Origin of the sequence: Micromonospora sp. NPDC048842 (assembly GCF_040649935.1) — a bacterium.
Classification (GTDB): domain Bacteria; phylum Actinomycetota; class Actinomycetes; order Mycobacteriales; family Micromonosporaceae; genus Micromonospora; species Micromonospora hortensis.
Window position 1 is genome coordinate 312,014 of sequence record NZ_JBEZGK010000004.1, and the last position, 22,697, is coordinate 334,710.

22 protein-coding genes and 2 tRNA genes are annotated in these 22,697 nt (G+C 69.3%); 11 read left to right on the forward strand and 13 right to left on the reverse strand.

All coding sequences use genetic code 11. From position 1 onward, the window contains the following. The 7 genes from AB0C19_RS08565 to AB0C19_RS08595 all read left to right on the forward strand — a co-directional run bounded on the left by AB0C19_RS08565 (window position 1) and on the right by AB0C19_RS08595 (window position 3,418). Window positions 1-621 carry a dihydrofolate reductase family protein gene (locus tag AB0C19_RS08565; protein ID WP_357181437.1) on the forward strand — a complete coding sequence of 207 codons (621 nt, stop codon included), beginning with the start codon at window positions 1-3 and terminating at the stop codon, window positions 619-621. Between the two features lie 16 nt (window positions 622-637). Further along, window positions 638-1,090: a hypothetical protein gene (locus AB0C19_RS08570; RefSeq protein WP_357181440.1), complete on the forward strand. Its 453-nt coding sequence runs from the start codon at window positions 638-640 to the stop codon at window positions 1,088-1,090. 340 nt (window positions 1,091-1,430) lie between these two features. After that, window positions 1,431-1,622, forward strand: a complete 192-nt coding sequence (locus tag AB0C19_RS08575) for a hypothetical protein (RefSeq protein WP_238686921.1) — start codon at window positions 1,431-1,433, stop codon at window positions 1,620-1,622. Window positions 1,623-1,768: 146 nt separating this feature from the next. Continuing rightward, entirely contained in the window at window positions 1,769-2,473 is a 705-nt protein-coding gene (locus AB0C19_RS08580) for a TMEM175 family protein (protein ID WP_357181444.1), read from the forward strand. A 42-nt stretch (window positions 2,474-2,515) separates the two neighbouring features. Beyond that, entirely contained in the window at window positions 2,516-2,668 is a 153-nt protein-coding gene (locus AB0C19_RS08585) for a hypothetical protein (RefSeq protein ID WP_357181447.1), read from the forward strand. Window positions 2,669-2,703: 35 nt separating this feature from the next. Then, window positions 2,704-2,961, forward strand: a complete 258-nt coding sequence (locus AB0C19_RS08590) for a hypothetical protein (protein WP_357181450.1) — start codon at window positions 2,704-2,706, stop codon at window positions 2,959-2,961. A 40-nt stretch (window positions 2,962-3,001) separates the two neighbouring features. Next, the gene (locus tag AB0C19_RS08595; RefSeq protein WP_357181452.1) at window positions 3,002-3,418 is read left to right on the forward strand and encodes a hypothetical protein; all 417 of its coding nucleotides are present in this window, start codon (window positions 3,002-3,004) and stop codon (window positions 3,416-3,418) included. A gap of 6 nt (window positions 3,419-3,424) precedes the next feature. Here AB0C19_RS08595 and AB0C19_RS08600 read toward each other — a convergent pair whose 3' ends face one another. Further along, on the reverse strand, window positions 3,425-4,141 hold the full coding sequence (locus AB0C19_RS08600; protein ID WP_357181455.1) for a uridylate kinase: 717 nt from the start codon (window positions 4,139-4,141) through the stop codon (window positions 3,425-3,427). Between the two features lie 524 nt (window positions 4,142-4,665). Here AB0C19_RS08600 and AB0C19_RS08605 point away from each other — a divergent pair. Next, a complete protein-coding gene (locus AB0C19_RS08605) occupies window positions 4,666-5,010 on the forward strand; it encodes a hypothetical protein (protein ID WP_357181458.1) in 345 nt (114 codons plus the stop codon). Between the two features lie 215 nt (window positions 5,011-5,225). Continuing rightward, a complete protein-coding gene (locus tag AB0C19_RS08610; RefSeq protein ID WP_357181461.1) occupies window positions 5,226-5,630 on the forward strand; it encodes a hypothetical protein in 405 nt (134 codons plus the stop codon). 63 nt (window positions 5,631-5,693) lie between these two features. On the opposite strand, the gene AB0C19_RS08615 is transcribed toward AB0C19_RS08610, so the two are convergent. Beyond that, window positions 5,694-6,278: a suppressor of fused domain protein gene (locus AB0C19_RS08615; protein ID WP_357181463.1), complete on the reverse strand. Its 585-nt coding sequence runs from the start codon at window positions 6,276-6,278 to the stop codon at window positions 5,694-5,696. Between the two features lie 116 nt (window positions 6,279-6,394). Continuing rightward, on the reverse strand, window positions 6,395-6,928 hold the full coding sequence (locus AB0C19_RS08620) for an SUKH-4 family immunity protein (RefSeq protein ID WP_357181465.1): 534 nt from the start codon (window positions 6,926-6,928) through the stop codon (window positions 6,395-6,397). A gap of 295 nt (window positions 6,929-7,223) precedes the next feature. Here AB0C19_RS08620 and AB0C19_RS08625 point away from each other — a divergent pair, with 295 nt between their 5' ends. Continuing rightward, window positions 7,224-8,111, forward strand: coding sequence for a hypothetical protein (locus AB0C19_RS08625; RefSeq protein ID WP_357181468.1), 888 nt, complete (start codon window positions 7,224-7,226; stop codon window positions 8,109-8,111). Between the two features lie 204 nt (window positions 8,112-8,315). Here AB0C19_RS08625 and AB0C19_RS08630 read toward each other — a convergent pair. From AB0C19_RS08630 to AB0C19_RS08655, 6 genes are all read right to left on the reverse strand, one after another. Next, a tRNA-Ile gene (locus AB0C19_RS08630) sits at window positions 8,316-8,392 on the reverse strand. Window positions 8,393-8,458: 66 nt separating this feature from the next. Next, window positions 8,459-10,141, reverse strand: a complete 1,683-nt coding sequence (locus tag AB0C19_RS08635; protein ID WP_357181470.1) for an insulinase family protein — start codon at window positions 10,139-10,141, stop codon at window positions 8,459-8,461. Then, on the reverse strand, window positions 10,138-11,085 hold the full coding sequence (locus tag AB0C19_RS08640; protein WP_357181473.1) for a hypothetical protein: 948 nt from the start codon (window positions 11,083-11,085) through the stop codon (window positions 10,138-10,140). Before AB0C19_RS08640 ends, AB0C19_RS08635 begins: the two co-directional genes overlap by 4 nt. 55 nt (window positions 11,086-11,140) lie before the next feature. Further along, on the reverse strand, window positions 11,141-12,379 hold the full coding sequence (locus AB0C19_RS08645; protein WP_357181476.1) for an FAD-dependent oxidoreductase: 1,239 nt from the start codon (window positions 12,377-12,379) through the stop codon (window positions 11,141-11,143). After that, on the reverse strand, window positions 12,369-14,486 hold the full coding sequence (locus AB0C19_RS08650; protein WP_357181479.1) for an MMPL family transporter: 2,118 nt from the start codon (window positions 14,484-14,486) through the stop codon (window positions 12,369-12,371). Before AB0C19_RS08650 ends, AB0C19_RS08645 begins: the two co-directional genes overlap by 11 nt. A gap of 157 nt (window positions 14,487-14,643) precedes the next feature. Then, window positions 14,644-14,716: transfer RNA gene (locus AB0C19_RS08655), tRNA-Asn, on the reverse strand. A gap of 261 nt (window positions 14,717-14,977) precedes the next feature. Between AB0C19_RS08655 and AB0C19_RS08660 the strand changes: the two genes are divergently transcribed. Beyond that, a complete protein-coding gene (locus AB0C19_RS08660) occupies window positions 14,978-15,382 on the forward strand; it encodes a hypothetical protein (RefSeq protein WP_357181482.1) in 405 nt (134 codons plus the stop codon). Between the two features lie 64 nt (window positions 15,383-15,446). Here AB0C19_RS08660 and AB0C19_RS08665 read toward each other — a convergent pair whose 3' ends face one another. From AB0C19_RS08665 to AB0C19_RS08680, 4 genes are all read right to left on the reverse strand, one after another. Then, a complete protein-coding gene (locus tag AB0C19_RS08665) occupies window positions 15,447-16,454 on the reverse strand; it encodes a sugar phosphate isomerase/epimerase family protein (protein WP_030488695.1) in 1,008 nt (335 codons plus the stop codon). Window positions 16,455-16,666: 212 nt separating this feature from the next. Continuing rightward, complete coding sequence (locus tag AB0C19_RS08670; protein ID WP_357181485.1) at window positions 16,667-17,170, reverse strand: ATP-binding protein; 504 nt, start codon at window positions 17,168-17,170, stop codon at window positions 16,667-16,669. Between the two features lie 396 nt (window positions 17,171-17,566). Then, window positions 17,567-19,675: a ThuA domain-containing protein gene (locus AB0C19_RS08675; protein WP_357181487.1), complete on the reverse strand. Its 2,109-nt coding sequence runs from the start codon at window positions 19,673-19,675 to the stop codon at window positions 17,567-17,569. Window positions 19,676-19,750: 75 nt separating this feature from the next. After that, the gene (locus AB0C19_RS08680; protein WP_357181490.1) at window positions 19,751-22,606 is read right to left on the reverse strand and encodes a PQQ-dependent sugar dehydrogenase; all 2,856 of its coding nucleotides are present in this window, start codon (window positions 22,604-22,606) and stop codon (window positions 19,751-19,753) included. Between the last annotated feature and the right edge of the window lie 91 nt (window positions 22,607-22,697).

The window sequence follows — 22,697 nt, forward strand, 5'->3', positions numbered from 1 at the left end:
GTGACCACACGTGACGGCAAGGTGATTGCCGACCAGACCATCTCCGCCGACGGTTACTCGGCCGGGCTGAACCAGACCGAGGAACGCCCGTTCGGCGACGACGGCGGTGACGGCTGGGGCCGTGGGCTGCACTCCTGGATGTTCGACGACGCCGAGGAGAACCAGGCCGAGCTCGACCTGAGCAACACCGCCTCAGCGGTCATCATGGGCCGCAACATGTTCGGCCCCGTGCGCGGCGCATGGGATCGGCAGTGGAACGGCTGGTGGGGTGAGAACCCACCGTTCCACAAGCCGGTGTTCGTGCTCACCCACCACGCCCGGGAGCCGCAGCCGATGGAGGGCGGCACCACCTTCCACTTCGTCACCGACGGGATCGAGTCGGCGCTCACGCAGGCACGCACGGCGGCCGGTGGCGGCGACATCTTGATCCACGGCGGCGCGACCACCATCAACCAGTACCTCGCCGCCGGTCTGGTCGACGAGCTGCGGCTGCACATCGTGCCGCTCACCCTCGGCGCCGGTGTGCGGCTGTTCGAGGGCGTCCCGCCGCTGAACCTCGAACAACTGACGGCGCGGGCGGCGAGCACGGTCCTGCACGTCACCTACCGCGTGCTCTCCTGAACCGACGGAGGATGCGTTGTCTGCAATCGCCTCACTGACAGTGGTCCCCAGGGACGGCATCACCGAGCTGGCCCGCCTGGCCCGCACATCGCCGTCGTCGTTCCACACGTACCTGGCCGAACACGGGAGCAAGACGCGGCAGGAGTACGACTGGTCCGGCTACTGCATGCTGTACGTCCTTACCTATCTGGAGGAGCGCGGCATCGACCTTGACCAGTCGGAGCTCAATGCCGAGTCGGAGGCCATCAACAGCGCGTACGGCCTGACCACGCTCATCACTCCAGCTCCGGGGTTACTGGATCAGCTCGACCCCGGCGCGCACCGCGAGGAGGAGTTGGCCGCCCACTTCACGGAGATGGGGGTGGACTTCGACGAGAGCGGCATGGCCGGTCTGGACACGTTGAGGCTGTTGCGCGAAACCATTTCCGACCTTCGCAGCGACCAGGTGTTGCTGATCAACATCGGCTGAGGCCGACTCATCCAGGCGGCGTCACCACAGCGCGAATGGGTTGGCGGGGCCCGGTCGTGGTGTGGCAAGGTGCTCGTCATGACTCAGCCCCGAAAGGTCCATGGCGCGTAGGTCACCTGGTGCGCTGCGCGCACTGTTGAAGTCGGCCGGGCGGAATGCGGGCAAGCTGCGCCCCATCGATGGTCTCTCGAACGGCGCGAACGCGGCGATCGCCAGGCTCGAAGGCACCCATCCGGGTTTCGTTGCAGTAGCGACAGCGCTGGCCGGTTACCGTCGCACCATTCGACGCTCGGGACGGTGGCTCGATCTAGGGGATGACTGTCCCTGTCCGGATTGCGATGTGTTGTACCAGCGAGACGTCCTGGGCGACGCGATGCGCCGACTGCCAACGGCAGCCTCCCGCGAGTTGCGGCGTGTCGTCGACCCGTTGGACGACGAGTTTCTCCGGAAGACGCTGCCCGACCCCCGAGCTGCCGAGCTGAGTCCGTGGCACGCGCAGGCGTGGTGGCGGCAACGGATCAGGGAACGGTGACGGCAGCAGGGGCTGGTACGGCAGCCGCAAGCCGGTTTGGTTCAAGCGACGGCGGGAACCCGCGGCACCGGAAGGCTCTTGGATGACCACCGTGGGCAGCCCTGCCCGCGGTGCGTGACCGGGTGCTCTCATCTTCGGGGGGGCTCATGCGCTGGTTCCGCGCGGCTCGCGACGCCTCCACGAAGGGCGCGACCAGATCCAGCAACCCGATCGGTGCGGAACGAGATCCGAAGCGGGCGGTGACCTTCAGCGACGCGGTCATCGCCATCGCCGTTACGCTGCTCGTCCTGGAGATCCAGCCGCCGGAGGACACCGAGCACCTGCTCCGCGGCCTCATCGAACTGTGGCCCTCGTACGTGGCGTACGCGATCACCTTCCTGCTGATCGGGCAGATGTGGGTGAACCACCACGTCATGTTCGACCACATCCGCTCCGCCGACCGCATGCTGCTCCTGCTCAACACCCTGCTGCTGATGGTGATCGCGTTCCTGCCGTTCGCCTCGTCCCTCCTGGCTCACGCGTTCGAGTCCGGCCACGGCAAGCGCACCGCACTCATCTTCTACGGGGCCACCTACGAGGTGGCCGCCATCCTCTTCAACGTGATCTGGGAGTACGCCAGGCACGGCCGTCGTCTGCTGACCTCTACCACCGACAATGACACCGCCCGGGCGATCAGCAGACGCTTCCGCCCCGCGCCGTTCTGGATCGCCGTCGGGACCGCTCTCGGCGCCCTTCATCCGGTCGTGGGCCTCGTGGTGGTCATCGCGTTCATCCCCTTCTACTGGCTGCCGATCAAAGGCGAGGTCGGGAGCATTCAGCGCACCCGCGCGCAGAGTCAGGGTGACTCGTAGCCCGATCTTCTCTTTCCCTGCCGGTTCGGGCACCGTTAACCCGTGAGTGAGTACACCGCAGCGAACATCACGGTCCTGGACTTCGACGAGTCGGTCCGCCGTCGGCCAGGCATGTACTTCGGGGCCGATGCGCACCTGGCGACCAGCGTCCTGACCGCCGTCGTCATAGCGTCGCTCCACCCGGATCCCTCCTGACCTCCTACCGCTGGGTCCACGCCGCAGCCGCGGCCGTGAGCACCCACACCACGATCGAGACCTGGCAGGCAGGCCACGCCCGGCATCAGGACCTCGCCGGCCTACGCCCCGCCGGTCCAGTCCACGATTTCGACGCGCCAGGTGGCACCGGCACCAGACTGACCTACCACCTCGACCCGTCCTACTTCACGCCGTCCACCCTCAACGCCCCCACCCTCGACCTCCACGCCGAAGGCTGCTGCGACCTCCCTGGCCAGTTCCGCCTATGCGACAGCCGCCCTACCAGATCCTGACTGGGGCGTGGTGGACATCGACCGCTGTAGGGTGCGTGCCGTGGGATACACGGTGATGCCCTCAGGCCGTCTGAACCTCCCCGAGTCGGAGGACGCCGCTGCGGTCGCCGCTGTCCACGCCGCCCTGGCAGGACGAGGCGGCTGGTACAGGCCGGGTGAGTTTCCGTCGGATGGCACGCTGGTCGACCTGGGGGATCCGGCCAGGGCCACAATCGTCCGCGACGGTGACTGGATCGAGTTCGGGCACGACGACGAGGGCGACCCCAAGTGGTCGAACCAGACAACGGCCTTCTACGTCGCGATCGCGCCGTTCGTTCGCTCGGGAACCGTCCAGATCGAGGGCGAGGACGGCGCCCGCTGGTCGTACACCTACGCGAACGGGCAGATCACCCAGCAGGGTTGGAATGGTTGGGACGGGTCCATCGAGCCGTTCGGCGAGTATGTGGACCACCCGTAAGCGCTGTCACTCACCGGCCGTGAGGACGTCGGGAAGCGGACCTCCTCGCCGGGCAGCCTCCCAGACCGGCCGCTGGGGCTCGTCGTTGTGCACGACGACGTCGGCGTGCCGTGTCGGGCGCGCCGTCGCGAAGTAGAGCTGCTGCGAGGGGATGTAGCGCTCGCGCCAGCGTCGCTCGATGTGTGCCCGAGTTGACACCCGGCCCTCTCGGATCACGGCACGGTCCACTGTCTTCTCCAGTGCCGTCGACACGAAGATGCGCAGGTCCCACCGGTCAACCAGTTCCGGGCGCAGGAGAAAGACGCCGTCGAAGACGAGCACGGCGTCGGTGGGGGCGGCTGCGACCGGCGGGGACAGCACGGCATCCGTAGTTCGGTCGTAGACAGTGGGTTGGAAGCGTCGGTCTCCGTCCGGGCCGAGCGGACCGAGCAGAACCCTGTTCAGCGCGTCGTAGTCGTGAGTGTCGTAGTAGCAGCCTTCGGCCGAGTACTCGCCGCGCTGATAGCGCTGAGCCCGGGGAAAGAGGAAATCGTCGATCGTGGCGCGGATGACGTGGCGGCCCTGGTCACGCAGGACGGCGGCCAACTCGTCAGCGAGGGTGGTCTTGCCGGCGGCGGGCGGCCCGTCGACGGCAACCCGCGTCGGGTGGGTGACGGTGACGGTGACGGAGTCAACCGCCTCGGCCAAGCGCCCGAGCAGCTCGGCGCGGGTGCCTCGAAACATGTCCTGCCCCTCCACCACGTCACCGCTCGCCGGCCTGGGCCGGATTCGCACCCCCATCGAAGTCGGTCACATCACGTAGGGCCTTCCGATGGTCGCACGGTTCCTGCCGCACCTCCGCCCGCCGCTTGTCGTCTGCGGACACCTTGTTGCCCTGGTGTTGCTCGTCCTCGACGCGCCCGCACCCGACTCAGCCTCGGCGGCGCCTCCCAGTGCATGGAGGTGCTGTTCGGTCCCTGCGCCACCGCTGGCGACGCTGACGACGTCGCCCGCCGCTGACCCGCATGGCCGACACAATCGGATTGACCCAGCACTAGCGCGGGCTACGCAATCCGATCGCCGACTTCCTCATCGACCGCCGCAAGCCCGGCCCACGGTGGTCTAGCGGCGGAAAACCCTTCCTGCACCTCTCACCGTTCCCCACCGTCCGTGAACCTCTCACGGACTGGACGCGGACCGTTCCATTGGCGCGAGGGCTTGAAGCGACAGCTTGAGAACTGTCGATATCGGGTTGTAGCGTTCTGCCAGTGGAACGGCTAGTGGACCGGCACCGTGATCTCGCCGGGTGGTTGGTGACGCCGCTGTTCACCCTGGTGGCGGCCCCCGTGTTGGCCTGCTTCGTCGGGGTGTTGGGAAGCCTCGGTGACCACAACGGCCCGCCAGCGCTGTGCAAGAAGGCCATCGCTGAAAACATGTGCGAGGAGACCAGCCTCGGTGTGGTCGGCGTACATGTGGTCATCTCAGGCACCATGTGGTTGCTGCTCTGGGTCATCCCGTGGTGGCGAGGTCTTCGCACGGTGCGCGTTCTGCTGGCCGTCGCTGCGACCGTCGTTCTCGTACTCCTACCAGTGCGGATGTTCGACTGGTTCTGACCAACCTGACAATCGCGCGTCGCCGAATGGCTGATCATCCGCGTGCTGGCCTACGGCGGGCTGCGCCGCTGGCGGTGATGCACGGCCGGCAGCAGAGCCAAGTGCCGCTTGGGCCCCTCATGACCGCTGGGCGTCACGGTTACTGGCCCGTGGATGGCCCGCCGGCCCCTCTGGACCGGGTGGTCGATGCGTGCCACCGTGGTCATGATCGGGCGATGGAACCTCTCACGCTGCGCCGCCGGTTCCGCCCTTGGCGCTACGGCATCAGCCACTCGACACTGCTGCTGCACGCTCACGCCGACAGCAGCCACGACGAGCACCTCAACGTCCTATTCGAAGACGTCCGCGCCGTGAAGCTCTGCCCGTCCTACCACCCGTTGATTCTCCAATCCGCAGAACATGACACCCGCGCCAACATCCTTGCCTTCGCCCGGATACCCGAACGCCACCAGGCCCGGTACCTCTGCCTCACTCTGCCCACCGCGGACACTGAACCGGGGTTCATCGCCTGCGCACGGGTCACCGTCCTGGCAAACACCGCCACCGACCCCGGCGACGCATACACCTGGAACGAGCACTCCCGGCTACTGCATCAGCTCAGAGAACCAAGTCCCGCGTAATAAGCGACAGCACGCTGGGAAGCGCTGGGGCGCCCTGCAGGGTGGTGGCAAAGCGGGTGAGGGCTAGCGAGTCGGGTCGGTGACGAGCAGGGGCGAGCGCTCGGCCAGCTCGCTCAGTATCTCGGCCGTCGTGGTGGCCTTCATGCGGTCCAGTTCGTCGACGGTGATCCCGACGACGGTCAGGAACCGCGCTGAGCCATGCGGGGAGTCGATGGGCGGCAGTTCAGGGTCGGCAGCGAAGGCTAGTGCGCGGAGCCGGGTGGTCGCCTGGCCCGTGATCGGGCCGCCCGGGTCCATGCGATGGCCCTCGGTGAAGGGTCTACCGCTGGTGAGCACGTAGTCGACCAGTCGTTCAAGCAGGCGCATGGACCACGCGGGAGGTTGGTCGGCGTCCATGGGTACGCGCATCGTCAGCTCGTATCCCCAGCCGCTGACGTCCGGCTCATCGCTGTTCTTGGAGAACAGCTCGGTCATCCCGAACGTAACCAGCAACCAGTGGCCGGTGGATCGGTACGCGCTCAAGCCGTAGAGGCCCTGCCCCGGGAGGTTGTTCGTCCCCCAGTGCAGTGGATTCTGATCACCAACCCTGGTTGCCACTGCCGCCTCGATTGCGGCCCAGCCCGGAGCCTCGTCTACAACGTCGACCATGAGTTCCCTCGCCACAGCTTCGCTACCTCGATTATCTGGCGCAGCCAGGCTAGATCAACTGTCAAGCATGTGGTGGCCAGGATCGGTGTCCGGCCAGAAGAGGATGCCTGCGTCGATCAGTAGAGCCACCGGTCGAGCACTCCGGGCCAGAAGTGGGTCGTATGGTCGCCGTCCCCGAACGCGGGCGGGTCAAGGGCCTTGATCCGCTCCAACAGGTCGGCGAGCTCCGCGAGTGCTTCTTCTTCGGCCTGTCCGTCTTCGTCCCAGCGGTCGATGACGGTCGAGCCGGTCAGCCAGCTACCAACCAGGTGCAGCGAACACAGCCAGTGGGTGATCGTTGAGTTGACGAACCCGGTGCCGCCGTCCGACGACCAGATCTGCACCTCACCGGTCCCCGGCGCGGCACCGTACACCCAGTCCAGGTCATCGGCGTTCGCCAACCGGTACATCGTCGGCTCTGCGTGGAACGACACCGCACTCACGAGGTCATCGATCAGCGGTACGCCAGAGGAGACCAGCGCGGCCTTCTGCGGCTCGGGAAGCCGCCACGTCGCCACGTCCAGCTCGCTAGCACGCACCACCCGCCCAGGACCGGCCCAGGCCGTGACCGCCTCGAACGCGGGAGGCAACGGAAGATCATCAATGGGCACGCCAATGAGGGTAGTCCGGCCACGGTTCCAAGCCAGTGTTCGTTGTAGTGGCCAGGCATCCGATCATTGACAGATTCGTGCGTCCACGCCCGAGGGCCTGCTGCTCTAGTTCGGTGGAGCCTGTCGCACTTCAACTGGCGGAGATCTGTCGCGCATCTCTTGTTGGACGACAGCGGGTTCCGTCAAGACTTGCGAGATCTCGATGGCCCTCGCTAGGAACCGCGGATGTGCACGGCACCGCACCGCACCGCAGCCTGCGACCGCCGTACGACGTGAAATCTGGAACGGACGCGCAATGTCAGCCTTGCTCGGCGTTGCTAGCGTCGGGGCGACGTCCGGAGGGCCGGACGGGAAGGACGACGCGGTGGCCAGCAGCGGAAGTACGGCGGCCTTGGCGAATCGGCGTGCTCGCGCGCCGATGGTCGTGATCGGCAGCGTCGTCGCGTTGGCCGCCCTCATCGCGCTGGGGTACAGGCTGGGTACCGACCCGCGGGTCGAGCACGGAGAGGTCGTCATCCTCGTGGCGCTGGCTTCGGGAGCCCTTCTGGTGCTGTCCTGGCTCGTCCGCCTTTTGCAGTGGTGGGGTGCCGCTCGTGCTCCCGCGAAGCGCGTCATGGTGACCGCGCATCTGGCGCAGTCGCCGCAGCCGGGAAGTGCGGGGCGGGTCACCGCTGCGGCGGGCGCCGTGAGCGCCGCCGGCGGGATCGACGCCAGTCCCAAGGGATACGCCGTGTGGCTGACGGTGAACGGCCGGGACGGCCGTGTCCTGCACCAACGCGTCGTCTGGGAACCGTGGTTGCGCGAGCTGACCAGGCCGCGTCAGGCCACGGTCCGGCACGGGTCCGGCGTCAGCGTAGTCGACGTGGCCGGGTACGGGCGGCTCTGGCCGGCGAGTTTCACGCTTCGCCGTCGTCCCTACGGAGTCAGACTCATTCCGTTCCGCAAGGCCCGGAGGCTGCCGAAGGAGAACAGCCTCTCGCACGGCCGTCTGGTCTACCTCTTTCTCCTGCCCGTCCTGCCCTGCCTGCCCGGCGCCGTCTTCCAGGGTACGTGGGCGCTGCTCGGGTGGTGGGCGGCGTACGTCGTCGCCTCGATGGCCGCCGTCGGAGCCTGGTTCGGCATCATCCCGCCCGGCGTGCTTCCGGGAGCAGCCCGTCGGGGCCGCGCCCCGACGACCTCGTGACCACTGACGCGATCGAGCGGACAGGCGGCGACCTCGGCCAGCTCCGTGAGGCGGGGCGGCGGGCCGTGCGGCTGCGGGCTCAGTGCGCCAGCGGGATGAGCGCCGCGCGACCAAGATCGCACGAGATCGGACTGCGGGTGTCGGTCCGGACCTCGATGCGGTGCGTCCGGGTCGTCGACAGCGCCGCTGACCAGGGAAAACGGCTGGTGGGGCGGGCGGGGCTCGAACCCGCGACCGAGGGATTATGAGTCCCCTGCTCTAACCGGCTGAGCTACCGCCCCCGATGCCGCGCCGGATCGTATCCTGCCCGGTGGATCACGGGCCAGGGGCGATCAGGCTCCACCTCATCACTGCCGTCGTCGTCTCAGCAGCACGATGGGCAACGCGAGGATAACAGTGAGCACCCACCCGACAGCGATGACGCCCCACCACAATGCCTCGTCCGGCTCGGTGTCGTCGGCGAGGGTGCCGATGGTCAGCATCAGGCAGAGGCCGCCCATCAGCAGGGTGCCGAGTCCGCTGAGCACCATGACCGGGACCTCCCACCAGGAACGTCCGGGGAACTTGACTTCTCGGACGATGGGCCGGGGCTGCGGGATCTGGTCGGGGGTACGGGCCGGCATGGCGACGTGCCGGTCGGACGGCACCCCGGCGTCGATGGCCGGGATCGTCAGTGCGGGCAAATCGAGCATTGTCGGCTCGATGTGCAGCACGATGGCGTCCGCGCCGACCAACTGTCGCGCGCCGTCGGGCCAGGCGAGCATGACAGAGCAGTCGTCGTAGCGGACGGTCAGCGGCCCCTCCGACCGCAGGTAGCTCACCCCGTCGGCGCCGACGCGGAGCCCGCCGGCACCCTCCTTCGCCCGGTACGTCGCGCCCTCCACGGTGTCGGCGGAGTGGGTGGGTGCGGCGACGAAGCCGGCCCAGTCGGCGGTGTGCCCGCCCGGCACCAACAGCAGCGCCGACGCCGTCATTTCTCCGGCCACGTCGTGCAGGTCGGTGAGGCTGACGGCCTTCAGTTCGGCCCGGTGCTCGTCGATGCTGAGGTTCGGCTGCCCCGTCAGCAGGTTGAGGGCGTACGACGGCAACCGCGCGGCGTCCACCTCCGCGGTGGCGAGGACGTCCTCCCGTTTGGCGACTGTCGCATCGAGGTCGGCCTGCTCGATCCGCCCGACCCGCATCTTGGCCAGTACGTCGATGAAGCCACCCAGCACGGCGTCCTGCTTCTCCGCCAGCGCGTCGGCGAGCGCCCGCAGGGTGGCGTACCCGTCGCCGCGCGGCTCGTACGCGGTGGTAGTGGTGTAGGACAGGCCGGCTTCCTGACGGAGCGACCGGTACAGCTCGCGCTCCAGGACACCGGCGAAGGTGCTGGCGGCGGTGCTGCGACGTACCACCGAATCGAGCACGACGCCGCGGGCGCCGTTGACGAAGTACGCAGGGGTCTGCGGCAGCGCCGACGATGCCACAGGCACCGGCTGCCGGACCCCGCTGGGCAGGGCTAGCCGCAGCCCGGCGGGCACGCGGTCACCGGCGATCCAGAGCACCGCGTTCTCCCGGGTGAACCATCGAGCGGCCCATTCGCGCAGGTCGTCGGCGGTAAGCGCGCTCAGCCCCCACTCGGGGTAGCTGCTCAGACCGAAGTCGCGGGCTCCGTGGCGCCACAGCGGGATCTCGTCGACGGCGGCGGCACCTCGGCTGCTCCACTCGGTGCGCAGGATCTCCTTCTCGACTGCCAGCCGCGCGACCGGCAGATCGGAGAGGTTCCCGCAGACGGCGGTGAGGAACGCCGCGATGTCCGTCTCGGAGCCCTGGGTGTGGAACGTGGTGAACACGGGGGCGGTCGCGCCGTTGACGTGGTAATCGGTGAGACCGAGCGGTGCGAGCGCGAGGTGCTCGATGAGATGGGTGATGCCGGCTCGGGCGAGCGTCTCGTCGGCGGTGCCGACCCGGAAGGTCAAACCGGCGTGCATCGGCCCGCCGGTGGGGGCGAGCAGCGTGGGCACCCCGTCCACGTCCAAGTGCTGGATCATGACTTGTCACCCTTCGCGTACGCCGCCGAGCGGTACTTGGTGAATCCTTCGGCGTAGTCCACGTAGGCCCAGGGGTAGGTGGTGCCACGGTTGCCGAGGACGGTGAACTGGCTCGCGGCGGCTGACCACTGCCCGGTGAGGCTGAACATCAGTGCGAACAGCGAACGGACCCCGACCCAGCCGGGCCTGTCGACGTAGTCCGGGTGCAGCACGGAACGCTGCGCGGCCCGCAGGACGTCGTCGGCAACCGGCGTGCTGCGCAGGTAGTCCGCCCACTCCTGGTCGCTGTCGGCGTCGAGCCAGCGTTCCAGGTGCGCCCCGGCGATCAGCACGGCGTTGGGCGCGCCGTCAGGTGCGGCCTCGGCGCACTCTCGGGCGAACGCGAAGGCTCGGTCCCAGTCACCGCTCCACTTCGGGCACAGCTGCTGAAGCAGGCTCGCCTGTGCGGGCAAATGGTGGGGATGGTGGTGGGCGAGCCGGTCGTAGCGGCGGCGCGCCTCGTTCTGGCCCAGCTGCAGGCCCCGGGCGACGTTGATACGTTCGGTCCACGCGGCCGCGTCGTCGGGGTATCGGGCGGTGACGTCGATGAGCACCTGCTCGGCGCGACGCAGGTGCTCGTGGAAGCCGCCGAACTGCGACCTGCTCACGTACTGAGCCCGGGCCCCGCTGCGGATCCGCCATCCCGCGCAGACGAGGTGGGTGCCGAGCAGGGCGCCCGCGAGCTGATCGGTCGGATCCTCGTCGTACACGCGGCGCAGGAACGCGTCAGCGTCGACGTGGTCACCGGCTTCCCGGACGAGCAGTGTTCGGCCGTCGTGGTCGCGGTCGGCGAGCAGCGAGCGGACGGCGGGCCAGTCGGCGGCATCGAGCGCCTTGCGCAGGTCCTCGACCTCGGGGTACGCGGCACCGGCGTCGAAGGTGGGGGCCGGTAGGGGGGCGGGCATGGCGGCGATCATAGGTGATCAACTACGACGGCGGTGCCCTCATGTGCGGCGGGTGTCAGCCGGCGCGCAGCTCGTCCAGCACGGCGTCGGCGGCGCGCCAGCCGCTGGTGAGAGCGCCCTGGATCGATGGGCTGTCCCGGTGGTCACCGGCTACGAACAGGCCCTCCCCCAGCGCCACCGGCTTGCGCAGCCGTCCCTGCGGCGGTGGCGCGGCGGGTAGCGCCTCGGGGACGGCCACAGTGGTGAGGTGGGTCCAGTCGGCGGTGGAGCGGCCGTACAGCCGGGTCAACTCGGCCCGGATGGTCGGCTCGGGTGGGGCCGTCGGGCCGACCACCGAGGTGGCGATGAGGTGCCGTCCGGCGGGCGCGTACGTCGCGGCGGCGTTGCTGAGCACCACAGTGTTGGCGACGAGTTCGCGTCGGTCGCCGTCGACGAGCAGGATCGGTTCGGTGAGCGGCGGCTCGGGAGCGCTGTGGTAGTAGGTGGTGTAGCTGTGCATGCGTACCGTCGCCAGGGCCGGCAGCAGCGCGGCCGCGGCGGGCGGGTCGACGGCGACCACGACGGCCCGGCAGCGGATGTCGCCGGCCTGGGTGCGGACCCGGCCGGGGGCGACCTCCGCGACCGGGGTGTCCAGGTCGAGGAGGTCGGCCGGCAGCGGCGCGGCGATGGCCCGGGGCAGCGCGGCCATCCCTTCGGCGGGCAGGCCGATCCGGCCGCGGGCGAAGGAACGCAGCACCATCGCCAGCACGTGACTGGAGGTGGAGAGTTCCCGGTCGATGAACACACCGGACAGGAACGGTCGCAGCAGCTCCTCGATGATGGCGTCGGACAGGCCGGCGCGGCGCAGCGCCGTCTCGCTGCTGGTTTCCGGGGCGGCAAGGAGCCGGGACGCGGGGAGTGTGGCGCAGCCGGTGGCGAGCGCGGCGAAGCGCAGCCGGTCGAGCAGGGAGCCGACCCCGGCGAGCGCCGTGCCGGGCCCGCCGGTCGGTTCGCGCAGCGGGTTGACCAGGCGCAGCAGCCTGTCGCCCTTGCGGACCAGCACACCGGAGGTGAAGTAGCCGAGGTCGAGCTGGCCGGTGTCGAGCAGCGTGCCGAGCCGGGGATAGGCGGTGTTGAGCACCTGGAAGCCCCTGTCGATGAGGTGACCGTCGACAACGTCGGTGGCGACCCGGCCGCCGAGCCGACCTTCGGCCTCCACCAGCCGCCAGGGCACGCCGGCGCGGTGCAACCGGCGGGCGGCGGCGAGGCCGGCCAGGCCGCCGCCGACGATGACCACATCGGTTTCAGCCAGCACCGCGCGCCTCCCGCTCACCGTTCGCCCGGGACAACCGGCCCGGCCACCAGATCTTCGGCCCGATGTCGTACGCGAGTGCGGGCACCAGCAACGACCGGACGATGATGGTGTCGATCAGTACCCCGATCGCGACAGCCGTACCCAACTCGACGAGCACCACCAGTGGCAGGACGGCGAGGGCGGAGAACGTCGCGGCGAGCACGATGCCGGCGGAGGTGATCACCCCGCCGGTGACGGCGAGGCCGGCGAGCACTCCGGCGCGGGTGCCGCGCTTGACCGACTCCTCGCGGACGCGGCTCATCAGGAAGATGTTGTAGTCGATGCCGAGCGCGACCAGGAAGACGAACGCGAACAGCGGGAACGACGAGTCGACGCCGGGGAAGTCGAAGACGTGGCGGAACAGCAGCGCGCACAGGCCGAGGGTCGCCGCGAAGCTGAGCAGAACCGTGGCGATCAGCAGCAGCGGGGCGAGCAGTGCGCGCAGCAGCAGGGCCAGGATGACAGCGATGACCACCAGCACCACCGGGATGATGACGTTCTGGTCGCGCTTCGCGGCGTCCGAGGTGTCCACGTTGATCGCTGTGAAGCCGCCGACCACAGCGTCCGCGCCGGGCACCTGGTGTACGGCCACCCGCAGCTCGCGGATGGTCCGCTCGGCGCCGTCGCTGTCGGGTGGGTCGGCCAGGGTCCCCTCCAGTTGCACCCGTCCGTCGACGACCTTCGGGGCGGCGTTCTCCTCGGGTGGACCGGTCTGCGGGCCGGCCGGAAGGGGACGGACGTCGGCAATCCCGCGCACGTCCTTCGCCACCTGGGCGACCTGTCGGGCGGTCTGCTCGGTGGTGAAGATGGTGGCCGGGCTGCCGGTGCCGGCCGGGTAGTGCCGGGCGATCACCTCCTGGCCGTCGACCGAGTCGGTGCGCTGGGTGAACAGGTCGGACTGGCCGAGCGTGGTGGCGCCGAGCTGGGTGAGGCCGAGGGTCAGCAGGGCCAGCACGACGGCGGTGCTCAGCCAGATCGGCCGGGCGTGCCGGGCCACGAAGCCGGCGACCCGGCTCCAGATGCCGTGTTCGGCCCGCGGGTCGGCCTGATCGGCTCGGGGCCGTCGGGGCCAGAACGCCCACCGCCCGCCGAGCACCAGCAGCGCGGGTAGGAAGGTGAGCATCACCAGCAGGGTGGCGGCGATGCCGATGGCGGCGACCGGCCCGAGTGCCCGGTTGGAGTTGAGGCTGGACAGCAGCAGGCAGAGCAGGCTGACGATGACGGTGCCACCGGAGGCGATGATGGCCGGTGCGGCGCCCTTCCAGGCGGTCTTCATGGCGTCCCACGGGCGGTCGTGCCGGTGCAGTTCCTCCCGGTAGCGGGCGATCAGCAGCAGCGCGTAGTCGGTGCCGGCGCCGAAGACCAGCACGGTGAGGATGCCCTGGGCCTGCCCGTTGAGCTTGACCACGTCCGCGTCGGCGAGCAGGTAGACGAAGACCGAGGCGAGGGCGTACGACATCCCGGCGGCGAGCAGCGGGAAGATCCAGAGGACTGGGCTGCGGTAGACGATCAGCAGGATCACCAGCACCACGACCAGGGTGACCAGCAGCAGTGGTCCGTCGATGGCGGAGAAGACCTCGATCAGGTCGGCGAGCAGGCCGGCCGGGCCGGAGACGTCCACTGTGAGGCCGTCGCGGTCACCGCCGGTGATGTCGCGCAGTTTCTCGACGACTGTGCCGATCTCCTCGCCCTCGGCGTCGTCCACCGGTACGACGACCTGGAGTGCCTGGCCGTCGTCGCTCGGAATGGGCGGGGGCAGTGGGGTGACCACGCCGGGAATCTGGGCGAACCGGGCGGCGTCGGCGCTCACCCGTTGCCGGTCCGCGTCGGTGATCCCGGAGGGCCGCTCGTAGACGACCAGAGCCGGGATGGTCTGCCGGTCGACGAACTCGCCGGCGAGGTCCTGGGCGCGGGTCGCCTCGGCGTCGGTGGGCAGGAAGGCGGCGTTGTCGTTGGTGGCGACCTCGCTGAGGCGCCCCGCGTACGGGCCGGACACGCCGCCGATCACCAACCAGGCCAGCACGACCGCCACCGCGATCAGCGTGGCCTTGCCGCCTCGTCCGGACATCCGCACTCACCCCAAGGATCGACGCATCAATCGACGCAGCGGTAGCCTCAGTCGACATCGACCATCCTGCCGGGCAAGCAGGTCGAGGGTGGGTGAAACCAGGTCACACACACGAAAACGCCCGTCGGCCGGTGGCTGACGGGCGTACGTGGAAAAGCTCCCCCGATTGGACTCGAACCAATAACCTGCCGGTTAACAGCCGGCTGCTCTGCCAATTGAGCTACAGGGGATCGTGCTCCGCCCGACTTCGGATCTCCCCGACGCCTTGCGACGGGACAAGAGTACAGGACATCCCCCGGTGGTGGTCCAGTGGGTTGCCTCCCCGCCGCCGCATTGACAATAGGGGTAAATCGCCATCCCGGCACAACAATGCTTGAGCGGAGAGCAGGATGGGTAGTTAGCTGCGGACAGAGGACGCAGGCGCGAACAGGTCGCCTTCCGACGGGGCAACTCGCCGGGGTGACGGCGCGTCAGGTACGGAAGGAGCCGCCATGCGCGGAAAGATCATGTTTCTTGGCGGGCTGGCTGCGGGATTCGTCCTGGGCGCCCGTGCCGGCCGGGAAAAGTACGAAGAGCTAGTGGTCCGGGGCCGCAAGGTGCTCGACCACCCGACCGTCCAGGAGGCGGCCGGGGTCGCGCAGGCCCAGGCCAACAAGCTCTACAGCGAGGGCAAGGACAAGCTCGGCCAGACCAAACTGGGCGAGAAGCTGGGCACCACCAACGGCAGCACCGGCAAGCAGGAGCTGACCGCCGCCGACGACGCGTTCGCCGGCACGCCCGCCACTGTGGGCGCCAAGGCGGGCACCAGCACGGTCGGCACGACCTCCGGGTCGCCGTCGTCCACGAACCCCCGCACCAAGCCGTCCGGCTCGGGCACGAACGCCAGCACGCTCTGACCAATCGCACGTCGACGGGCCGGTCGCCGCAGGGCGACCGGCCCGTGGTCTGTCCGACGTGCGGTCAGTCCTTGCTGCTGAACGCCGCGTCGAAGGCGGCGCTCGGTGCGTCGAAGGCGAGCCGGCGGACGAACTGCAACGCCTCAGGGGCGCCGACCAGCCGGTCCATTCCGGCGTCTTCCCACTCGACCGAGATCGGGCCGGTGTAGCCGATCGCGTTCAACGCGCGGAAGCAGTCCTCCCAGGGCACGTCGCCGTGGCCGGTGGAGACGAAGTCCCAACCGCGCCGCAGGTCGGCCCAGGGCAGGTGCGAGGCAAGCCGGCCACGCCGGCCATCGCCGGTACGCACCTTCGCGTCCTTGCAGTCCACGTGGTAGATCCGGTCGGCGAAGTCGAAGATGAAGTTCACCGGGTCCAGCTCCTGCCACACGAAGTGCGACGGGTCCCAGTTCAGCCCGAACGCGGGCCGGTTGCCGATCGCCTCCAGCGTCCGCTTCGTCGTCCAGTAGTCGTACGCGATCTCGCTGGGGTGCACCTCGTGCGCGAACCGGACTCCCACCTCGTCGAACACGTCGAGGATGGGGTTCCAGCGGTCGGCGAAGTCCTGGTAGCCGCGCTCGATCATCGACGGCGGCACCGGCGGGAACATCGCGAGGGTGTGCCAGATCGACGAACCGGTGAAGCCGACGACGGTCTTCACCCCGAGCTTCGCCGCCGCCCGCGCGGTGTCCTTGATCTCCTCGGCGGCCCGCTGACGAACCCCCTCGGGCTCCCCGTCGCCCCAGATGCGGCCGGGCAGGATGTCCTGGTGCCGCTCGTCGATCGGGTGGTCGCAGACCGCCTGACCAACCAGGTGGTTGGAGATCGTGAAGACCTCAAGGTTGTGCTTCGCGAGGGTCTCCCGCTTGCGCTCGACGTACGAGTCGTCGGCGAGCGCCTTGTCGACCTCGAAGTGGTCGCCCCAGCAGGCGATCTCCAGACCGTCGTAGCCCCACTCGGAGGCGAGCCGGCAGACCTCCTCGAACGGAAGATCGGCCCACTGGCCGGTGAAGAGCGTGATGGGTCGCGCCATTGTCCTTCTCCCCTAGTGTGATGGGGATTCCTTGTGCGGACCGGGGCGAGGGTGACCGGACGTGCGCGGCACCCGAGCGGTCACCGGTGGGTGCGGAACACACCTGAGCCCGGCGGGTTGCGCCTCCCACCGGGTCACCGGCCACCAGCACGGTCGCCGACCCCCACCCTATTTCCGCAGTGCCCCATCGGGGAAGCCCCGCGGTCGGCCGATCATCCGATCATTTCCTCGGGCGCGGGCAGGACAGCCCGTACGGTGAAGCCGCCACCGGCGCGTGGGCCGGCGGAGAACGTGCCGCCGAGCCGCTCGGCGCGTCTGCGTACCCCGAGCAGACCCCGTCCGGCGCCCTGGGTGCCGCCGCCGGACGGAGCGGGACCGGCGCCCTCGTCGCGGACCTCGATGGTGATGCCCGCGGTGTCGTAGCGCAGGCGGACCCCGACCGGCGCGCCCGGCGCGTGTCGGCAGGCGTTGGTCAGCGCTTCCTCGATGATCCGGTACGCCACCACGTCGACAGGGCCGGGCAGCGGTCGGGGTTGCCCGGCCATCGTCCACCGCACCGGTTGACCGGCGGTGAAGCCCTCCACCAGCGCGTCGAGGCGGTTCAGGCTGGGCGCCGGCTCGGACGGGTCGTCGGGCTCGTCGGCCCGGCCCAGCGCACCGAGCAGCTGATGGCCTCGCGCCAGCACCGTCCCACGCCACTGCGCGAACAACCCCATGCAGGTCAAGGTACGGCAGCCCGCTGTGAGCCGGTCGGCGGCGTCCACGCAATGCGCCTGCATCCGAGTGCCCCGGCAGCGGCGCGGGGGCCAGCCCTACACCGAGGCCCGGCCTCCCCGACAACCCCGCACACCCCGCGTGCGACGCCCGGCGGGATGGCGACCCGGCGGACGAAGCGGTGCGAGCGTGATGCCTCTGAGTCATCAAGATGACTCAGAGGCATCACGCTCGTTGGAGACACCGCTCGTCGCGCTTCGAGGATGCGACCGTTCGGCGGGGGACGTCGACCGGGCACGTCAGCCGGGAGCACGTCGGCGGTCAGGCCGGCTGGGCCGGAGGGGCCGACGACGTGAGCCGCGGCCCCTCCGCTGTCAGGGGGTCAGGGGGTCAGTCGGTCAGGGCAGGGTCCACTTCTGGTTGGCCGCGTTGAGGCAGGTCCAGAGGTGCACGACGGTGCTGTCGGCGGAGTTGTTGCCGGAGACGTCCAGGCACTTGCCCGACGACGGGTTGCGCAGGGTGCCGTCGGAGGCGGCAGCCCAGTTCTGCGCGCCGCTGCCGTTGCAGGTCCAGAGCTGGATCTTGGTGCCGTCGGCGGTGCCGCTTCCGGAGACGTCCAGGCACTTGCCGAGCGCCTTGATCGTCGAGTTCGGCGTCACGGTCCAGGTCTGCGCCGTGCTGCCGTTGCAGGTGTAGAGCTGGATCTGGGTGCCGTCGGCGGTGGCGGCGTTGCGCACGTCCAGGCACTTGCCGGCGAGACCCTTGATCGGGCCGACACCGGTGCCGCCCCCACCGCCCTTCACCAGTGTGAAGTCGTCCAGGTCGAAGAGCCCCGTGCCGCTACCGGTGAAGGTGAGGTAGAGGTTCTGGGTGCTGGACGGGACGTTGGACAGCGCCGTGGAGACGTTGGCGTAGGTCGTCCAACTGCCGGTGTTGGGCACCGCGACAGTGCCGAGCACCGGGCCGGTGGCCGAACCGGTACGCACCTGGATGGCGCCACCCGCGCCGCCGGAGACGACCCGGGCCGTGAACGAGGTGACCCCGGCCAGGTTGACCCCGTTGTACGCGGCCCAGTCACCCGGGTCGATGTAGCCGACGGTCTGCCCGCCGTTGGCGCCCGCCTTGGTGAACGCGGAGACACCGTTGGCCGAGCTGAACGCCTCGGCCTGGATCGTGCCGGTGGGCGGCGGCGTGGTGCCCAGCTCCTTGATCCGGATGTTGCGGAAGGAGGCGTCGTCACCGGTGCCGTGGTTCTGGATGCCGATGTGACCGGCCAGCGAGCGCACCGGGTTGGTGTTGGTGAAGTCGTTGATCTTCACCCCGTTGAGGAAGATCTGCAGCCGCTCGCCCTCGACCAGCAGCTCGTACGTGTTCCACTCCCCCGCCGCGTTCAGCGCCGCGTCACGGGCGGCGATGTCGGCGGACTTGTAGGTGTAGACCGCGCCGGTGGTGCGGTCGGCCGCGTCGGTGGCGTCGATCTGGATCTCGTACCCGTTGTCGACCGCCGACCAGGGGTCACTCGACGGTGGGAACCCGATGAAGATGCCGGAGTTGTCGTCACCGGCCAGCTTCCAGTCCATCTTCAGCGAGTAGTTGGTGAACTGCTTGGCGTTGTACCAGTACAGTCCCATGCCGCCGACCGAGGTCAGGGTGGCGTCGGTGTTGGTGAAGCTGCCCGGGCCGGCCTGTGACCAACCGGCCGTCGAGCCGTTGAACAGCGGGGTGTAGCCGGTCTCGGGCCGGCAGTCGGCCTTGCTCCGGCCGGAGGCGTACCGGATTCCGCCGAGCAGGTGGTTCCGGAAACCCGCCTCCGCGTACGACGCCTGGGTGTGCCCCGCGCCGGTGTAGAAGGACCGGCCGCCGCTGTAGCTCTTGCACCAGCTCAGCGGGTGGTCGGCGCCCATCCCGCCGCCGGAGTACGACGACTCGTCGAGGGTGGCCAGCACGTGGGCGCTCGACCGGGCGTTGGTGCGGTAGTTGTACCACTCGTCGGTGCGGGTCCAGGTCTGCGGCAGGTGAGCGGTGGCCGCGTGGCCCCGGTCCTCCACCTTCATGTTGGCCTGCTGGATCGCGGGGTGCGAGGCGAACCACGCCCCCACGAGGTTGCCGTAGAACGGCCAGTCGTACTCGGTGTCGGCTGCGGCGTGCACACCCACGTATCCGCGGCCGGAGCCGATGTACGACTCGAAGGCGGTCTGCTGGCTGGCGTTGAGCACGTCGCCGGTGGTGTTGAGGAAGACGACAGCCTCGTACTGGTTGAGGTTGCTCGTGGTGAACGCGGCGGCGTCCTCGGTCGCGGTGACTGTGAAGTTGTTCCCCGCGCCCAGGTCGCGGATGGTCTGGATGCCGACCGGGATCGCGTCGTGCCGGAAACCAGCGGTCTTGGAGAAGACCAGCACGTCGTACGGGGCGTCGGCGGCGCTGGCCGGGGTGGCCGGGGTGGTGCAGGCGATGACGGCGAGTGCGGCCATGGCCGCACCGAGGACGGGTCGCAGGCGTCTGCGCATATCGCTCTCCTAATTGCGGTTAGGAGGGGCCCCTCGCCTCACACTAGGCGCTGTCGAAGGGCCCCTCCCGCCAGCTCAGGGCAGGGTCCACTTTTGGTTGGCGGCGGCGGTGCAGGTCCAGAGGTGGACCACCGTGCTGTCAGCGGAACTGTTGGCGGAGACATCGAGGCACTTGCCCGACGACGTGTTGCGAAGCGTGCCGTCGGCCTGGGCGGCCCAGTTCTGCGCGGCGGTCCCGTTGCAGGTCCAGAGCTGGATCTTGGTGCCGTCGGCGGTGGCGCCGCCCGACACGTCCAGGCACTTACCCAACGACTTGATCGTGGAGTTGGGGGTGACCGCCCAGGTCTGCGCGGCACTGCCGTTGCAGGTGTAGATCTGGATCTGCGTGCCGTCGGCGGTGGCGGCGTTGCGCACGTCCAGGCACTTGCCGCCGAGGCCCTTGATCGCCCCGGCCCCACCGGCCGGGGGCGTCCCGGTGACGAAGGTGAAGGCGTCCAGGTCGTAGAGCGCCCCGGTGCCCGACCCGGCGAAGGTCAGGTAGAGCGTGGTCGTGCCGGTCGGCGGGTTGCTGATCGTCCCGGTGACAGTGGTGAAGGTTTCCCAGCCGCCGGTCACCGGGACCGTGGCCGAGCCGAGCACGGTGCCGGTGGCCGAGCCGGCCCGGACCTGGAGGGTGCCACCGGCGCCCGCCGAGGAGACCCGGGCGTTGAACGAGGTCACGTTGCCCAGCCGGTACGGCTGGAACGCGATCCAGTCACCGTTGTTGATGTCGCCGACGGTCTTGCCACCCTCGGCCGGGGTCTTGCTGAACACGTTGACCCCCGACGAGGTGCCGTAGAACTCGGCCTGGCGGTGCCGCGGCGGCAGCGTGTGCTGGGTGTGCGTGGTCAGCCCACCGGCGTCGGTGTACTCGGCGTCGAAGATCGCGAAGATGTTCGCCGCGTCGTCGTGCTCACCGTCGACCGGGATGGTGATCGAGCCCGAGCAGCCGGTCTTCGAGGTGATCTGGTGCCCGTGCTGGTCGTGCCCGAGCACGTAGGTCATCTTGACCTTCGTGCAGTCGATGGTGCCGTCCTCCGGGTCGGTCACGGTGATGCTGTATGCCACCGTGTCTCCGAAGCCGAACAGCTGACCGTTGCCCGGGTTGTTGATCGTGACGGTGGGCGCGGTGTTGCCGACGCTGATCTGCACGCTGCTGCTGCCGGTGGCGCCCTGCGGGTCGCGCACCGTCAGCGTGGCGGTGTAGGTGCCGTTGGCGCTGTAGGTCTTCGTCGGGTTGGCGGCGGTCGAGGTGGTCCCGTCACCGAACGCCCACGAGTAGGTCAACGCGCCGCCCTCGGGGTCGGCCGAGCCGGCCGAGGAGAACGTCACAGCGAGCGGAGCCGCGCCGGAGGTGCGGTTGGCGCTGGCCTTCGCGGTGGGCGCCCGGTTGCCGCCGCCGACGTAGTCGAAGCGGTAGAGCGCCGAGTTGGCGTCACCGTTGAAGTAGCCGGTGCCGTAGTCGAGCACGTAGTACGCGCCGTCCGGGCCGAACGCCGAGTCCATCACCTGCTTGCCGACCCAGGGGAAGGTGTCGATGGTGCCCCGGGAGCCGTCGGAGTTGACGTGGATCGGCTTGATCCAGCCCCGGCCGAACTCGGTGGCGAAGAACTGCCCGTCGAACGACTGCGGGAACTTGGTGGTGGAGGTCGACGAGGCGTTGTACCGGTAGACCGGGCCGCCCATCGGCGACTCGGAGCCGCCGCCGAACTCGGTCGGGGTACCGGCGTCGCCGGCGTACCGGATCCAGGCCGGCTGGGCCGGCGGCAGGGTGGTCCGGCCGGTGTTGCGGAACGAGTTGTTTGTCGGCCCGCCGGTGCAGTTGTACTTCGCGCCGCTGGCGCTGGTAGCGAAGTCGAACTCGTTGTACGTCTCGGTGCTGGTGTTGGTGCCGGTGCAGTACGGCCAGCCGTAGTTGCCCGGTGCCGCGACCCTGTTGAACTCCACCTGACCGGACGGCCCGCGGGTGGAGCTGGTGGAGCCGGCGTCCGGCCCGTAGTCACCGACGTAGACCACGCCGGTGGCCTTGTCCACGCTGATTCGGAACGGGTTGCGGAACCCCATCGCGTAGATCTCCGGCCGGGTCTGGGCCGTGCCGGGGGCGAACAGGTTGCCCGACGGGATGGAGTACGTGCCGTTGGCGTTCACCTTGATCCGCAGGATCTTGCCACGCAGGTCGTTGGTGTTGCCGGCGCTGCGCTGCGCGTCGTACGCGGGGTTGCGGTTGGTCCGCTCGTCCAGCGGCGAGTAGCCGGAGGACTCGAACGGGTTGGTGTCGTCGCCGGTGGACAGGTAGAGGTTGCCGGCGGCGTCGAAGTCGATGTCTCCACCGACGTGGCAGCACACACCCCGGCTGGCCGGGACGTCGAGCACGTCGACCTTGCTGGACTGGTTGAGCGTGAAGTCCGAGTTGAGGGTGAACCGGGAGAGCCGGTTGACGCCGTTCCAGGCCGAGAAGTCGGTGCCGGTGGCCGGCGCGTCGCCGCCGGGGGTGGAGAGCGGCGGCGCGTAGTAGAGGTAGATGTAGCGGTTGCTGGCGAAGCCCGGGTCGATCCCGACGCCCTGCAACCCCTCCTCGTCGTGCTGGTAGACCGACAGGGTGCCGATCACGGAGGTGGTGCCGTTGGCGTCGGTGCGGCGCAGGGTGCCGTTGCGGGCGGTGTGCAGGACCGAGCGGTCCGGGAGCACCGCCAGCGACATCGGCTCACCCATGTCGGTCACGCCGCGAGCCAGCTCGACCTGCTGAAAGTCGCTGGCGACGATCGTGTGTGCCTGGGCGGGGGCCGAGCCGGCGGCGAAGGTGACAGTGCCGGCGGCGACCGCCAGCAGCAGCGCGGATCCGGCGGAGAACCATCGTCGGGACCGTTGTCTCGGAGCGTCCTTCATGGACATTTGTGCTGTCCCTTCCTGACGTGTGACTGCCAGGCCGGGCGCGCGCCGTCGCGCCGGATGCCGTAGCGGTGGTGGGGGGGTCGATGGGTTA

What these genes read in the sequence shown, in the direction of transcription:
- AB0C19_RS08580 (WP_357181444.1), top strand. Translation starts at nt 1,769, where the DNA reads ATGCGCTGGTTCCGCGCGGCTCGCGACGCCTCCACGAAGGGCGCGACC.
- AB0C19_RS08600 (WP_357181455.1), bottom strand. Translation starts at nt 4,141, where the DNA reads ATGTTTCGAGGCACCCGCGCCGAGCTGCTCGGGCGCTTGGCCGAGGCG.
- AB0C19_RS08610 (WP_357181461.1), top strand. Translation starts at nt 5,226, where the DNA reads ATGGAACCTCTCACGCTGCGCCGCCGGTTCCGCCCTTGGCGCTACGGC.
- AB0C19_RS08615 (WP_357181463.1), bottom strand. Translation starts at nt 6,278, where the DNA reads ATGGTCGACGTTGTAGACGAGGCTCCGGGCTGGGCCGCAATCGAGGCG.
- AB0C19_RS08625 (WP_357181468.1), top strand. Translation starts at nt 7,224, where the DNA reads ATGTCAGCCTTGCTCGGCGTTGCTAGCGTCGGGGCGACGTCCGGAGGG.
- AB0C19_RS08635 (WP_357181470.1), bottom strand. Translation starts at nt 10,141, where the DNA reads ATGATCCAGCACTTGGACGTGGACGGGGTGCCCACGCTGCTCGCCCCC.
- AB0C19_RS08640 (WP_357181473.1), bottom strand. Translation starts at nt 11,085, where the DNA reads ATGCCCGCCCCCCTACCGGCCCCCACCTTCGACGCCGGTGCCGCGTAC.
- AB0C19_RS08650 (WP_357181479.1), bottom strand. Translation starts at nt 14,486, where the DNA reads ATGTCCGGACGAGGCGGCAAGGCCACGCTGATCGCGGTGGCGGTCGTG.
- AB0C19_RS08660 (WP_357181482.1), top strand. Translation starts at nt 14,978, where the DNA reads ATGCGCGGAAAGATCATGTTTCTTGGCGGGCTGGCTGCGGGATTCGTC.
- AB0C19_RS08665 (WP_030488695.1), bottom strand. Translation starts at nt 16,454, where the DNA reads ATGGCGCGACCCATCACGCTCTTCACCGGCCAGTGGGCCGATCTTCCG.
- AB0C19_RS08670 (WP_357181485.1), bottom strand. Translation starts at nt 17,170, where the DNA reads ATGGGGTTGTTCGCGCAGTGGCGTGGGACGGTGCTGGCGCGAGGCCAT.
- AB0C19_RS08675 (WP_357181487.1), bottom strand. Translation starts at nt 19,675, where the DNA reads ATGCGCAGACGCCTGCGACCCGTCCTCGGTGCGGCCATGGCCGCACTC.
- AB0C19_RS08680 (WP_357181490.1), bottom strand. Translation starts at nt 22,606, where the DNA reads ATGTCCATGAAGGACGCTCCGAGACAACGGTCCCGACGATGGTTCTCC.